Origin of the sequence: Bacillus sp. JKS001846 (assembly GCF_900176455.1) — a bacterium.
In the GTDB taxonomy this organism is placed as follows: domain Bacteria; phylum Bacillota; class Bacilli; order Bacillales; family Bacillaceae_G; genus Bacillus_A; species Bacillus_A cereus.
The window spans coordinates 160,847-176,433 of record NZ_FWYG01000002.1; the positions used below are offsets into that span (position 1 = coordinate 160,847).

Below are 15,587 nucleotides of genomic sequence, written 5' to 3' on the forward strand. Positions count from 1 at the left end.
ACTTAAGAAAAACAAACGCTCTAAAACGAAAAAAAGAGGCGACTTTTCAAAGTAACTACCTGTTGAGAAAGAAAATTTTTGTTTAGGTGTACTTCGAAACCTTAGCTTGATGGTGATGGGATCACCATATCAAAAAAAGTAAATTGTACGTTAGATACATTTTTCAACCGCTTCCTGTACGTTAAGGGATTGGTTGTTTTTTATAATGAAATTCTAAATATCTAATGATAATAGGTGAAAAAGACGATCAATAGTTGGGGTAAGGAAATGATTCGAATTTACATTCTTTCTCAATATATATCATAAATAAATAAGGTAAAATATGGGATGAGGGTATGTTTCATGTTGTGTTCATCCTAACAATAACTAAGGATACATAATATGCTTTCATATCCTTAAATAATTTTGTTATAGAAGGGATGGAGATTTAAATGGCTCAAATTGTTGATATTGATAGATACCTTTCTACTGGGGCTTTAATCTATATGAGTGAGGGCCTTTTCCCTAAGCCTAGGAGCTAAGGAACATATACAATATGAGGAGAGGGATACCTTATGAAAATACGTAGTCAAATTACATTTGCAAGTCTGGCCCTTTTAATAGCTGGAAGTTCTCTGTTATACACAACACCAATCTCAATTGTAAAAGCAGAGCCCACTCAAAATGTATCTAGTGCATCACACACAAGCACTCAACGAGATCGTAATTCCGTCAAGCAAGCAATGCGGGATACATTGCAACTTGGATACCCGGGAATACTTGCTAAAACTTCTGAGGGTGGAAAAACGTGGGGGTATGCGGCTGGGATAGCGGATCTGAGAACCATGAAACCAATGAAAACAGATTTTCGCTTTCGTATTGGCAGTGTGACGAAGACGTTCACCGCAACAGTTGTACTTCAATTAGCTGGAGAGAACCGCCTGAATCTAGACGATTCCATCGAAAAATGGTTGCCTGGTACCATTCAAGGAAATGGATATGATGGTAACCAGATTACTATCCGGCATATATTGAACCATACAAGTGGTATCGCTGAATACTCAAGATCAAAAGACGCTGATTTTACGGATACAAAAAAATCGTATACGGCTGAAGAGTTAGTGAAGATGGGGATTTCTCTGCCCCCTGACTTTGCCCCAGGAAAGGGATGGTCTTATTCAAACACAGGATACGTATTACTTGGTATTCTTATTGAAAAAGTAACCAGAAACAGCTATGCGGAAGAGATTGAAAATCGGATTATTGAACCACTTGAATTGTCGAATACATTCCTACCTGGCAATTCAAGCGTTATTCCAGGCACCAACCATGCCCGTGGATATGACCAACCAGACGGAGCAAGTGAGCTAAAAGACGTTACTTATTATAACCCAAGTGCAGGTAGCTCTGCTGGAGATATGATTTCTACTGCTGACGACTTAAACAAATTCTTCTCTTACTTGCTCGGTGGAAAATTACTGAAAGAACCACAACTAAAACAAATGCTTACTACAGTTCCTACAGGAAGAGAAGGAATCGATGGATATGGTCTTGGAATCTATGAAACTAAGCTTCCGAACGATGTCTCGATATGGGGACACACAGGTGGCATTCTAGGGTTTACTACTCTTGTTGGAGGTACACTTGGAGGCAAGCATACGTTGGTCGTCAATTGGAACAGTTTGGGTAGAGCTGACAGTCCTAATCCTTTTAAAAATATTTTACTTGCTGAATTTAGCAAGTAGGCAAAAAGGAAAAGCGGATAAATTTTGTCGTAGTTTTTATAATTAAAAATAAATTTAGGGATTTTTGGAATTCAGGCGGCAACCCAACGCTATTAAGCTAATAAAACAAAATCCTCCCTAAAATGAAAAAAGCTATTCTTTCTGTATATTTCTACAAAAAGAATAGTGTTTTTTCGTTTAATAGATACATTTTTTTAGCTTGATTGCGGTGTGATGTGCCCCCTATAAATAATAATAAAAGATAAAATAACCCAATTAATTACCAATTTATTTTTTATGCATCACAATTATTAATTAAAGTTGTTTTAGATATATAACCACCTAATCAAGATATATATAACCATTTAGATGAATTATCATAATGTCCTTGGACATATTCTCCATTAACCCAAGTACCAGTTACATTAGTATTTTTACTAATGAAACCTACAACCTTAGCGCTAGCAGATGCTGTTTTTCGTACATTAGCGCCATATACGCCTACTTTTTCTCCATTTGTACAAAGACCTGATACATCATTTTTTTTGTAAAAGATTAATTGTTGAAAATAATGAAGTTATACAAGTGCAAACAGAAGTTATTTGTAAACAATGTAATAATGAATACAAACATTTAAAGCAATATGATAAAAGGTTTGTGGTCCTCCATGTCCATCAACCTTTTATTATGAAGTAACACCTGAACGTATTATATTATTGTTTTTTATTAACAGACATAAAAATGATTTATTTGTTTTATCAATATTTACCAAACACCATTGTAAAATGTTTGAATATGTATAAACTTAGTTAATTTTCGTTTGGTTATTTCTGAAAAAATAGTAAGTATTAATAATAATAAAACATTGGATATATCACCTACAAAGAGCCGCAAAAAGAATGGAACCAGTACGGAAAGGATACTTTCATAAAAAATTTTAAAAGATAAGAATTATTTGCTCTTGAAGAAAAGTGACTAGAAAAGTTACAACCATATGGAGAATAAGGTTATACAAAAAAATCTTAAAAAGGGGACAAAATTATGGAACAAAGAAAGTTTTCAGTAACACCTCAAGATCAAATGAATTATGTATTAGGTCTTTATTCTGCAGATCAACAAATTAATGCAGTTCTTTATTTTCCTGTAGGTATATCAAAGGAAATACTTGAAGAATCAGTAAGGATAACGTTGCAATTGCAACCAGTTTTGAACAGCCGGTTTGTAGAAAATGATATTCCTTACTGGGAGGAACATTCATCTGACACTAACTCATCTATTTGCTTTTTTGCAGAAGGAAATAATCAAGAACTTGAAATAATGGCAATAGATTTTATTAAGGAACCTGGTGATCGTATACAGGGGCCTATGGTTCAAATGAAATTATTACGGGGCACTACAACAGATATGTTAGTTGTGAAATTATCTCATCTATGTTCAGATGGTGCAGGAGTCAAGGAATATATTAAATTGCTTGGAACAATATATACGCACCTTTCATTGGGACGGTCTAAGAAGCAAATTATAAAGGAATTTGATGAGGGAAATGAGAGTTGTCGAGATCAATCACATGTATTCAAATACGCTGGAATATCGGACATAAAAAGTGCGTATCGTCCTAACCAAGAACAACAGGCATCGTTATGGTCTTTTCCATCTCAACCTAACAAAAATAAATTTCCCCAAATGTCCGTACGGCGATTGAGCCATGAGCAAACTCTACGTTTAACCCAATGGACAACAGCACAACAGGCTACCTTGAATGATGTATTCATGACTGCATACTTCCGAGCTTTATCAAATTTCACTGTGTATGCAGAACCTCGCACTGCAGAAAAAATGATTGGCTTGACAATTGATTTACGTCGATATCTGCCTAATAATACAACTGGTGCTATTTGCAACTTATCCGGTATGGAAATGCCAGTGATTAAAATGGAAGACGATGAAACATTTAAGCAGACTCTTGTTCGAGTTAAACAATCAATGGATAAAATAAAGTCTCAAAATCCAGGTCTTTCTTCAGCAGCAGGAATGGAGCTACTGGCAGAAATGAAGCTATCTACAGTGAAGGAAATGTATAATCAGCAATATGAACAGGCTGTACAGATGGGGATGGCGTTGCCATTACTGACAAATTTCGGGGTGATCGCTGATGAACCTATTCAGTTTGGTGAAGTTCAAGCTGAGGACGGGTATATGACATCACCCATTATGTATGCGCCATTCTTTTCAATGGGTGCAAGCTTTTATAATGGAAGACTTACATTTACGATTGGTTATCATACACCGGATACATCAAAAGAAAAGGTAGACAAATTTTTAGAAAGTGTTGTTAATCAACTATCATAAATAAAAGAGAATATAGAGCAAAAATTTCTAGCAGAATTGTATTTTAGGGGCTCGTCCCTATGTCCATCAGGCTAATATTTTGAAGCACCACCAAAACAAAAATTTTATTTCTCAACAGTTATATATGAGAATTAAGCTCATTTTTTCGTTTTGGGGTAGTTCTGAATTCTTAAGTTGATGGGCATGGGGTCCCGCCAACATTTCGCGAATTTCGTACGCTTAGGAATTTTTCATTTAAAAAACTTGGTTTTTCCGTACATTAAGAAGGTTTCATAAACGATATTTAATGTCTGTTACAGAACTTTGTTTTGGTAATGAGTTTTGGAACTGGATTTTAAACATATTTCAGTCAGTTTTGATAGATATAAATAAATTTCCTTAAACGACCGTTTATGGTGCCTCAATCACGGCTTAATGCATCGGATGGTCTTTTATTCTGTTCAATAATTGAATCAAAGTCAAATTTTCAACTAAATAAATTGTGCCAATAGTTGGTTAAATTTCTCGCGTTCTTCCCAGAAAAGGCCATGACCACTATATTGAAACGGAACAAGCTGTGAATTTCTTATCTTTTCATTTAGTTCCTGGGCTTGTGCAAATGGAATAACTTTGTCATGAATGCCGTGAACGATTAAAGTAGGAACATTAATTTTCGGAAGATCTGCATGTAGGTTCTCATCTCTTAATGTAGTTATAATAGCAGCTGTCGACCAACTTGCTGCTTGTAGCCCCATTTGTAAAAACCAGTCCGAAAATGGTTTAGTTATATACTGAAAGAAAAAGCCATCTGTTACGTCCTGCATCATTTTAGGCCGATCATTTAAGGTTTCTTTAATGTAGTTATTAGCAGTTTCTGCGGTAAATCCAGTTGGGGCGGCCGCATCAATAAGAATAAGCTTTGATACACTAAAACCATTGTGACGAGACATATATCGAATTGCGATAGCCCCACCGGTAGAGTGACCCACAAGAGTAAAATTGTTTATTTGAAGTGTACCAACTATTGTGCGGATATCATCTGCAAGTCTGTTAAAAGTATAGCCGCTCATTGGTTTATCCGAATTGCCAAATCCCCTCCAGTCTATACCAATACAGCGATAGCCCATAGCAGGAAGAACATTAAACTGATATTCAAACTGTTTATGGCTTAACGGCCAGCCATGTAAAAATACGATGGTCTTATTTCCCCCAGGGTTAATATCTTCTACATATAAATTCACACCTGACTCTACGGTAACAAAGTATCCCATGAAGATTCCTCCCTAGTTAATATAGTTTCAACAATAGATATTCATTTTGGTTAAAATAAATGAGTACCAATTCAAGTTATAGGCCAGAGAAGCGAAACAGGACGGGCTTTATTGAACTATCCTGCCCCTTTAGTTTAAGTACATTTATTCACAATCTCCTCTATACATTTAAACATAAATAATCAATTTATTTCGAAAATTAGTCACTCAACAATCTGACCCGATACATCAAGAAAAAACGCTCGATTGTTGAATAAAGTTATTAGTATTTATTAACAAGTTCACAATCTCTACACATTTTCTTTATAAAATTTTAGCTTAGCGTACGAAATTCGCGTTTTGTTGGTGGGACCCCATCGCTATCAAGCTAAGAAAAAGAAATGCCCCCTCAAATGAAAAAACGCGCTATTCTTTCTGTAGAATCATAGGAAAGGATAACGTTTTTTCGCTATAGATAGTGCAAAACCTTAGTGTAGCTTTAAAATAAAGTTTGATTATTCCTGGTTATATAACCATAGTATAGCAACGGACGAATCTTATAAGTTTTGTCCATTATTACTATATTTCCAATAAATTAATTCTGTATCTCTGTGATCCATTTGGAACCCTAATTTCACTAAAACATTTTTAGAATTGATATTATCAAGTTCACATCTGGCTGTGATATATTTGACCTCATCATGATTTGAGGCCCAGTTTAATAATTTTTGGGCAGCTTCAAAACAATAACCTTTGCGTCGTTGACTTTCATTAGTAGCAAAGCCAATCTCAATCATACCGTCTAAATCGGGATTACCAAAAAATCCAATGCCTCCAACTATTTCTTTGGTATCTTTCGCTACAATGATCCAGGAGTCAAATCCTTTAGTTCCATTATTTTTAATCAGAAGTTCCTGAAAGTAGGGTAAAGCTTCAAAAAAATCTGCACCTGGCCACTCACCGTTGGTTTTGTATCCCATTGCTTTGATTGCCTGTATATCACGCTGGGCCGCAGCCTCAATTAGATTAAGATCAAGGGTTTTTAAAATCAGTCTATTAGTTTCAAGCTTCATATTAAGTTCACCTTTCTTTTAGATACTAGTTTCATGGAAAATCCTATAGAGGGGAGATAACGTGCCAACTGTTTCTCATATAGCTGTCAATGTTGCAATGAATTATAAATCGAATAATCTACTTCACCTGAAATATTCTCCAGCCCATTTTCATACAACTCAATAGCCATTAAGTTTTCCACAGAAGGCGGAAGATTTTTCTTGGACGCATAGATACCGAATTCAGTTGATGTACTAAATCCAAAGCGTTGATAATATCGATAATCTCCCTCAACAATAATTCCCTTATACCCCATTTTAGTTGCAAATTTAATACCTTCCTGCAACATATACTTACCAATACCCTGGCGTTGTTTATTAATTGCCACTGAAACAGGTGATAACATTAGTATTTCATTTTCAAATCTATTACTAATGGGAAGTTTTGAAAGCATAAAGTGTCCTATAATAATCCCTTCTTCCTCAACAACTAAATCAAGTTCAGGAATATAAAATGGTTTTTCTCTGATTTCCCTCACCAAAGCTCTTTCAGCTATTCCGTTTGAATAGTTAGTATTTTTGAATATCTCGTATACAAAGTCATCAATAAAACTATATTCTTCTTTTTTAACGACTCTTAACTTCATTAATTCACCTCTCTTGATGCCTTTTTAAGGTTATTATTAATAATTCTTTAAAAGGTGGAGAATCCCTGTTTCAACCGCCCTATATTTAAATAAAAAGGGCGTATACCGTATACATATGCGCGTTTTGGGGTATTTTTTTCTTAACTTGATGGGCATGTATGGTGACCCCTTATACAAGTACTCTTAGTAAAGAGAGTTTATTATCTGATTTTAACGAGTTTCGTTTAATACTAGATTCGTATTTAAATTTATATGTGCATAAGACCAAAAAATGAAAAGAGCAGCTAGTAAAAGCTAACTGCCCCTTGCACTCAAGAACAATACATTTGCAAAGAAAAAAAGATATGCAACGTTAAGTTACAGTTATAGCTTAACCAGCATTAGGAATGTTATGCAGGATCAAAAAGGAGCACTGTATATAAGTGCTCTTAAGAGGTAGACGTAATTGTAATCATAACCAGTATTAATATACGCTTAGTCTAATTAAATTTTGAAAAAAAGCAGCTAGCTACTGAGCCCAAGGAAGGGAAAGGAGCGATTGATTAGGTCTTAGACCGAAATGGGGATTTTGGATATTTAGACCTAAATATAGTATGGATTTTGCTTTAGAAATTATGTACAAATGAAAAGAGCGCTTTTAATCATTCTTTGTTCCAAAACCATAGATAATTGGATTATCATCGGTATTAATGTCGCATTATAGATTAAAAAACAACTGGTAGATTTACGAGAGAACGAATTTTACTATGGCTATAAATCAGTTGATCCGGTTTGATTGCCAGGCGAAGATTAGGAAACCGCTGTAACAAAGTGCCTAATGCAATTTGTCCTTCTAGACGCGCCAGCGGAGCTCCCAAACAGTGATGTATACCAGTCCCAAAGGCTAAATGATTATTCTCCTCCCGTGAAATATTCAATGCCTCTGGATAAGTAAATTCCTTTGGATCAATATTCGCTGCAGTCAGAGAGAGCAGAATTAATTCGCCTTTACGAATCCTCTTTCCATGTATTGTCATATCTTCACCAGCAAACCGGCTACTAAACATAACTGGACCAGCAAAACGTAATAGCTCGTCGATAGCGGAAGGAAGCAGGGAAGGGGCCTGCCTTAGTAAATTCATTTGTTCGGGATGTTGAATTAACGCCAGTACGCCATTACCGATTAAATTGACTGTCGTTTCATGTCCAGCAATAATGAGCAACCAAATTGTCGAAAGAAGCTCGTTCTTACTCAACTTGTCTTCTTGCTCTTTTGATTGAACTAGAGCACTTATCAAATCGTCACCAGGATTTAGGCGCTTTTCGTTCAGCAATACTTCGATGTAATGAATAAACTTTTCAAGTGTTGCAGTAGCTGCAGTCCCCTGACTAGGGTCCACAGAGGCGTTCATGAGTTCTTGTGTCCATTTGCGAAACTGGTTTCGATCAGTGGCGGGAATTCCGAGCATTTCTGAAATGACAATAATGGGTAGTGGGTAAGCAAAGTCTGCAATAATTTCCATCTTTCCTTGTTTCTGCACAGCAGCTAATAATTCGTCAGAAATTTGCTGAATACGGGGACGAAGTTCTTCGATCATACGTGGTGTAAAGGATTTAGAGACTAGCCGACGTAGGCGCGTATGATCAGGAGGATCTACCGTAAGCATATTTGGCATATTCATTATCCATTCAAACAGTTTACTCACAGGTGTATTCTCCTCAATGGACTTCTGCTTATCATGGGGCGGTGTGAGTTTTCGTAAATCTTTGAGAAAACGTGGGTCTTTCAGTATAGAAACAACATCATCATATTGCAATACGACCCATGCTCCTCCCATTCCATAAAAGTCATCAATATGAAAGAAACGCTCTTGTTGATTGATAAGCTTTTTATAGAACATAATGGGATTGCGCATAGTTTCCTGTGAGTTCAAATCGTTAAAAGTGATCTTTTTCATTAGTTTCCTCCTTATCAGCGCATAACTATTGAATGCTCTGGTATTAATACTCCTCTTTACCGAATAATTCTATGACCTTCCATGTTATAAATATGTTTATTTGATTCTCATATCTAATCAAATGAGCATATTTCTCTTCAAGAGCAAAGAAAAGAATTCCTTCTTTTTTGACCCGATTAGGACAAGAAGTAAACACGTATCTAATGGTATAGGAAAATTCATGAATAATGAGAAAACTATTTTATAAAAAATAATAATCTAATAACAAGTTGAACTCCTATTTTGAAAATTTTATTAATATAAAATAAAAACTATTCACCATCCAATTCTTATCTAATATATGGGGAAGGCCTTTGCACCTTTGGGATAACACTTTCTATAGATTGGGGGTATAGATGCATTAGTTTCGAAATACATATAAGATACAGTATTACAATTAAATTATGAAACGATTGTAAAAGGGACGGGAACCGTATGCACACTTTACAAGGGTATATGGAGAAGCATCAGGAAAATGCGGATTTACAACTAAGTTATGAAGGTGGATAACAAGATGAATATAAATTCTAAATCTGTTTCCATTAAGCCTCTAACAAAGGGTAGACGAATTACTCTAACACTCGGGCTATTCTTCTTATCACCGCTCGTTGCAGAGTATTTGCTAGGAAACATTTCAATTAGCGCAATAGCAGCATTACCTTTTCTTGCTTTGATGTATGGCTGTGGGTCGATTCTCATTCGGGAGATTACCAGACGTAGAGGTTACGGATGGCCCACAATGATCTTAATGGGGTTAGCGTATGGAATCTTAGAAGAAGGATTAATCACACAATCTCTCTTTAATCCTTCGTATGCAAATGCCAATCTTCTGAGTAATGCACCTATCCCGGAACTAGGGATAAGCGCTTGGTGGACTTTGTTCGTCCTTACATTACACACAGTTTGGAGTACTAGCGTGCCCATTGCACTCATTGAATCCTTTATACCTAACCGGAAAACAACACCCTGGTTAGGAAAGATTGGAATATTCATAATTAGCCTGTTATTCGTAGCTGGAATGATCTTCACCTTTAATGGTTCGTATGCACAAGGACATTTTCTTGCTACTCCAACACAATTAATCAGTACACTCATTGCTATTTTCATAGTGATTATCATTGCTGTCAGCATTGGCCATGTTCCAAGCACTTTTGTAAGAGGAGATGCACCAAATCCTTGGGTAATCGGTGTAGTTTCTCTGATAGCCTCAAGTTTATTTATGATTGTCCGTGAGTACAATGCCTGGGGGATTGTCGTTTTCTGGATATTACTGTTCGCCGTGATGACGATCTTATTCTTGCATTGGTCACGGCGCAAAGGTTGGGGGAATATACACGAGTTAGCCCTAGCAGCAGGAGCACTCCTGACTTACGCATGGCACAGCTTCATCGAAGAACCAGTCATTGGGGCCACAGGGACCATAGACCAGATTGGTAATGTCGTTTTCTCACTTAGCGCAGTCATTATTCTGTTTCTCGCTATTAAAAGTTTAAAGAAATCTCAGTAAACCTATATTATGACAAATTATATTCTGTGTTTCTATTTTATTGAGGAACGAAAAAAGCCTAATTTCTCAATTTTAATGCTGTGGAATTAGGCTTTTTAATATAGAAGAAACTTATTCCAAATGGAAGAGTGGCGAAATAACACTGTTATGTTTATGGAAATGTTAGAACTAAAGAAAAACACGCTATATAAAATAATTAAGCAATATGAAGAAGCAAAGTAGCATCTATTCTATGGCAAATGCTACTTCGCCCTCAGTTGTGAAAACGCAGATACTCCACTTATTTAAAGTATGAAATTTATATATTGTTGTATTTTATTTATAGAATTAGAATTTAACTTCACTTTACATATTTTTGCTGTTTTTAAATAAACTATTTCTAAGCCGATTGAACTAGCGGCTTCACTCTTGGAAAACAATTAGTTTTCCAATCAAGCTCATGAAACCCACAGGCAGACAATCTAAAATATTGTCTGCCAAATCATTAACTTTTTATATAACAAATGATAGTCTCGTACATATCCTTTTTATGTTAACAATAATGGAATTCCGGAATTCTCCCCTATTATACAAGTGCTGTAATAGCAGGGAATTAAAGAAGTCACTTGCTCTTTTTTGTATAATTACATTGATCTTACACAAACTATTAATGATTCATTTTACCAATATGAGTCATTTGGACATTTTAAAAATCTTTATGAATTGCTCCTGATGGGACAAGCAATATAGCTTGTCCTGTTTTCATGTTTAGAATATACCCCTTTTATTAAAATTAGCTTAAATAGTGGAATAAATCCTTTTAAAATATACACAATAAAAATATTGAAAAGTCTTTTTGAGGGGAGTCAATGATGTGTTTCCTATTTTTAAATTTTTAAAACAAGGACGTTATTCTATAAATGATCAGGAGAATAGAAATTCAAATGTTCAGAAAGAAACTATAGGAAGTCATAACATCAGCTGTGACTTAATCCAAAATACAAATGATCTTCAAAAACTTTTTCAACAAGCTCCTGATTTGGTAATTCGTCAATTTCAACTAGTAAATGAATCAGAAGCTGCCTTGATATACTTATCTGGATTAACAGATAATCAATCTATTCATAATAATATACTGTCTCCTTTAATGCATAACTCATTTGATATTAGTAATGGTCTACCTGTCACAATAGGGGATATTCAAACAATTGATACTTGGAATCAAGTCGAAAATGCTATTTTTCAAGGGGATAGTATTTTATTAATTCACGGTCAAAACACAGGGTATCAACTAAATACAAAAGGATGGCCACAAAGAGATATAACAGAACCTAGAAATGAAATATCCTTAAAGGGGACACATCAAGGATTTGTAGAAACATCTAGTCAGAATATAGCTTTAATACGAAGATATATCCCTAATAAAGAGTTAATATTAAAAGAGGTTTTAATTGGAAGTAGAGGGAAAACTAAAGTATCTATTTTATATTTAAGGGATGTAGCCTCTCAAGATGTACTTAAGGAATTGGAAACTAGAATTCAACATATTAAGGTGGACTCGATTATTAATACTGGTGAAATAATTGAATTTATTGAAGATAATCCATATTCACCATTTCCACAGTTCATATTGACGGAAAGACCTGATTCAACTGTATCTCACATCCTTCAGGGAAGATTCGCCATTGTTGTGGATCGAAGTCCATATGTTTTGATTGCCCCCATAAATTTCATTTCCTTCTTTCAAGGGGTAGATGACTACAATACACGTTGGTTAGTATCTTCCTCTGTTCGATTATTACGTTTTATAAGTTTTTTTATAGCCTTATTGTTACCGGCAACTTATGTGGCTTTTATTTCATTTAATTTTGAAGTTATTCCTGTACAGCTCTACTTATCAATTGCAGAATCAAGAGAACGCGTTCCGTTTCTTCCGGTGATAGAAGCTTTACTTATGGAGATTACCTTAGAAATGATGCGAGAGGCTGCCCTTCGTTTGCCCACTCCCATTAGCCAGACCGTAGGAATTGTTGGAGGTATTGTGATTGGACAAGCCGCTGTTCAAGCGGGGATCGTGAGTAATATCATGATTATTATCGTTGCTATTACTACTATAGCTTCTTCTATTACTCCTAATTTTGAAATGGGTTTGGCAATAAGATTATTACGCTTTCCTATGATGTTATTAGCTGCTTTATTTGGAATTGTAGGAATTATTATCGGCTGGATGACTATACTTGCACATCTTATAAGTTTAGAGTCCTTAGGCACTCCATATGGTAGTCCTTTATCACCTTTTCGAATATCAGGTATGAAGGATACATTTGTTCGTTTTCCTTTGTGGTCAATGAAGAGAAAATCTAAAAATATTACGAAGAATCACAAAGAAACTAATCCTGATAAAGGGTGAAAATATGAAAAAATATGCATATAATGACATCACTGTCATGCAATATATTTTTATAATTAATGCCTCACAAGTAGGAACTGGAATTCTATCTCTTCCTAGGGTACTTGCAGAAAAAGCTGGAACGGATAGCTGGATAGCACTATTTATTGGTTGGTTTTGCTCTATGGCCGCCAGTATTTTACTAATTCAAACAGCAAAACATTATCCAAATGACACCTTACATGAAATTGTTATTCGATTGTTTGGGAAAATCATTGGTACCATGGTAATTATTCTTTATATGATATATTTTGCTTTTTACGCTTGGACAGTTCTAATTAATGGCATGCTTTATATTAAGGGCTGGCTTCTCCCCAAAACACCAGACTATATTATTTTGTTTCTGTTCTCTATTCCAACCTTTTTAGTAGCACGCAATGGTGTTCGGATAATAGGTCGATACTGCGAATTATGTTTTTATATGACAATGTGGATGCCAATTTTTTTCTTCATACCGATAAAAGATGGTAGCTGGTTACACTTTCTTCCATTATTTAAAGAGGGTTGGAAGCCTATTTTTTCAGCTGTTCCGTCTACTATCTTTTCCTTTATAGGATTTGAAATTGCATTTTTTCTTTATCCTTTTTTGCAAAAAAAGCAGTATGCAACGCAAGGCATTATTATAGCAAATACCTTAACGTTTGTATTTTATCTATTTACTATAGTTAGTTGCTTTTTATACTTCAGTCCAGATGCAATTCTAGAGTTTAATCAACCTGTATTAAACTTGCTTAAAGTTATTGAATTTCGTTTTCTAGAACGATTTGATATGATTTTATTATCTATTTACTTAATTGTCGTTTCTACTGCATGGATTCCTTGTGTATACGGTGCTGCATTTTGTTCTATTCAATTAATGGGAAAGCAAGATCATACTATTCCAGTAGCTATTTTTTTATTGGCAGTTATTATAGTAGCGTATTGGATTCATCCCTCATGGAATGAATCTGAACTATTTCAAAATGTTACATCGAAAGCTGGACTTGTATTAGCTTTCTTATTCCCAGTATTTTTATGGATATATAACTTAATCTACAAAAAATACTTTCGGAGGGAAACATATTGAAGCAGAAAATATTATTCAGTGTTTTAATTCCGTTACTATTGCTCACTGGGTGTTTAGACCAAATGAATGTAGAAGATGTTACACTTACGCTTATACTGGGTTTAGATCTGGACGAAAATGGTGATTTAAAAGTGTACTTATCCAGCCCTGTTTTCAATAAAGAAGCCAAGATTAAAGAGGAACAATATGGTGTAAAATCTGTTACCGTGCGAAACTCTCGTGAAAAATTTGATACCATGGCTATGGCTTTGACATCAGGAAGCAAGACACAACTTATCTTGATTGGTAAGCGACTTTTAAAACAAAAGAAGTGGGCGGATTATTTAGATCCTTTTTATCGAGATCCAAAAAACACGGTTACTACAAGGATTGTTGCTGTGGATGGACCTGTTTCAGACATAATTTATTATACTCCCAAAAATAAACCACGTCTTCCTATATACTTGACAAAATTAATTGAGACTGCACATAGAAGAAATGTGACGGCAAAAACGACTCTTCAAGATTTTCATAACCAAACAAAAGAAAAAGGAATGACAGCAAGTATTACCGCACTTAAAAAGAACAAGAATATAAAGTTGACAGGTACTGCATTACTTGATGAACAGAATAGATATAAGTTCACTATTACACCAAAAGAAAATTTATTATTAAGTATCTTACAGAATAACATAGAAGGAGAATTTCCATTTACTATTGCCGTACCGTTACAAACTGAAAGCAAAGAAAAACACTGGATAAGCTTTAGTACTCAAGGTACCAAAGTAAAAACAAGCGTACAATATAAAAATCATTTTATGTTTAATATAAATGTACATATGAGAATTACGATTTCAGAACGACTGTTTCCTTTTAATGTTAGAAATAATGGAGGGGAATTAGAAAAAAGCATTGAAAAGCAGTTGAAAAGTGATTTAGAAGGTTTAATAAAGAAAATACAAAAAGCAGAAATTGATCCTATAGGATTTGGGGTGTATGCAAGAGCGTATGCATATAAGGATTGGAAAGGAGTCCAAAAGCAATGGGGAGAAGCATTATCAAAGGCTGATGTTAAAGTTAATGTACATGTTAAAATTGGTGGAATGGGTACAATCAAGTAACAAGAACTCAGAATAAAAATTTTTTTAGACACTTTCTGGGTAGCACTGTATCTCCATCAACTTAAAAATTTATAGCACCCTTAGGACGAAATTTTGTGTTAACTTGCAGCAAAAAATTCATGTTTTTTCTTTTTGGGGGTGTTTACTTTTCTTAAGCTGATGAACATAGGATCACAACACATCGCTATCAAGCTAAGGTTTTGAAGTACCCCCAGAATAAAATTTTAAGTTAACTCTTAACAAGAGCTCATTTTTTCGTTTTCTGAGGTGATTTTGTTGTCTTTATGCCTATCGAGTTAAGGTAGATTTTTCACTTTAGAGAGATTTTGTTTTGGCACCTTGATAGTGATGCGGCAGCAAATCAGATAGACATGTTAAGGTTCAAAAAACATCTAATTCTTTTTCCCTGCCTAAAAAGGGTGGATGATGAGTAATTCAAGTGTTACTACGACTGTAAGTGAAGATAATTTAATTTCTAGTATCAATCAAGAAACTGATTATATTGGATTAAAACTGAGAGAATTGATATT

Annotated in this window: 10 protein-coding genes and 1 pseudogene; 7 read left to right on the forward strand and 4 right to left on the reverse strand. The window is 34.8% G+C overall.

Going from position 1 to position 15,587, the window contains the following annotated elements; genetic code table 11:
• Positions 1-554 precede the first annotated feature (554 nt).
• Entirely contained in the window at positions 555-1,724 is a 1,170-nt protein-coding gene (locus B9A45_RS29690; RefSeq protein ID WP_084065726.1) for a serine hydrolase domain-containing protein, read from the forward strand.
• A gap of 1,020 nt (positions 1,725-2,744) precedes the next feature.
• Complete coding sequence (locus tag B9A45_RS29695) at positions 2,745-4,052, forward strand: condensation domain-containing protein (RefSeq protein ID WP_084065727.1); 1,308 nt, start codon at positions 2,745-2,747, stop codon at positions 4,050-4,052.
• A gap of 470 nt (positions 4,053-4,522) precedes the next feature.
• On the opposite strand, the gene B9A45_RS29700 is transcribed toward B9A45_RS29695, so the two are convergent.
• The 4 genes from B9A45_RS29700 to B9A45_RS29715 form a co-directional block, all read right to left on the reverse strand.
• Positions 4,523-5,302: an alpha/beta fold hydrolase gene (locus B9A45_RS29700; RefSeq protein WP_084065728.1), complete on the reverse strand. Its 780-nt coding sequence runs from the start codon at positions 5,300-5,302 to the stop codon at positions 4,523-4,525.
• A 536-nt stretch (positions 5,303-5,838) separates the two neighbouring features.
• Positions 5,839-6,354 carry a GNAT family N-acetyltransferase gene (locus B9A45_RS29705; RefSeq protein ID WP_084065729.1) on the reverse strand — a complete coding sequence of 172 codons (516 nt, stop codon included), beginning with the start codon at positions 6,352-6,354 and terminating at the stop codon, positions 5,839-5,841.
• 86 nt (positions 6,355-6,440) lie between these two features.
• Entirely contained in the window at positions 6,441-6,980 is a 540-nt protein-coding gene (locus B9A45_RS29710; protein WP_084065730.1) for a GNAT family N-acetyltransferase, read from the reverse strand.
• Positions 6,981-7,684: 704 nt separating this feature from the next.
• Positions 7,685-8,917 (reverse strand): cytochrome P450 family protein, encoded by a 1,233-nt coding sequence (locus tag B9A45_RS29715; protein ID WP_098296069.1) that lies wholly within the window; start codon positions 8,915-8,917, stop codon positions 7,685-7,687.
• 553 nt (positions 8,918-9,470) lie between these two features.
• On the opposite strand from B9A45_RS29715, the gene B9A45_RS29720 reads away from it, so the two are divergent.
• The 5 genes and pseudogenes from B9A45_RS29720 (at position 9,471) to B9A45_RS29735 (ending at position 15,057) form a co-directional block, all read left to right on the forward strand.
• The gene (locus B9A45_RS29720) at positions 9,471-10,463 is read left to right on the forward strand and encodes a hypothetical protein (protein WP_084065731.1); all 993 of its coding nucleotides are present in this window, start codon (positions 9,471-9,473) and stop codon (positions 10,461-10,463) included.
• A gap of 100 nt (positions 10,464-10,563) precedes the next feature.
• Positions 10,564-10,685 (forward strand): annotated as a pseudogene (locus B9A45_RS33025) (recombinase family protein); the annotation flags it as partial.
• A gap of 631 nt (positions 10,686-11,316) precedes the next feature.
• Positions 11,317-12,852, forward strand: a complete 1,536-nt coding sequence (locus B9A45_RS29725; RefSeq protein ID WP_084065732.1) for a spore germination protein — start codon at positions 11,317-11,319, stop codon at positions 12,850-12,852.
• A gap of 4 nt (positions 12,853-12,856) precedes the next feature.
• Positions 12,857-13,957: a GerAB/ArcD/ProY family transporter gene (locus tag B9A45_RS29730; protein ID WP_084065733.1), complete on the forward strand. Its 1,101-nt coding sequence runs from the start codon at positions 12,857-12,859 to the stop codon at positions 13,955-13,957.
• On the forward strand, positions 13,954-15,057 hold the full coding sequence (locus B9A45_RS29735; protein WP_084065734.1) for a Ger(x)C family spore germination protein: 1,104 nt from the start codon (positions 13,954-13,956) through the stop codon (positions 15,055-15,057). Before B9A45_RS29730 ends, B9A45_RS29735 begins: the two co-directional genes overlap by 4 nt.
• Positions 15,058-15,587: the final 530 nt, after the last annotated feature.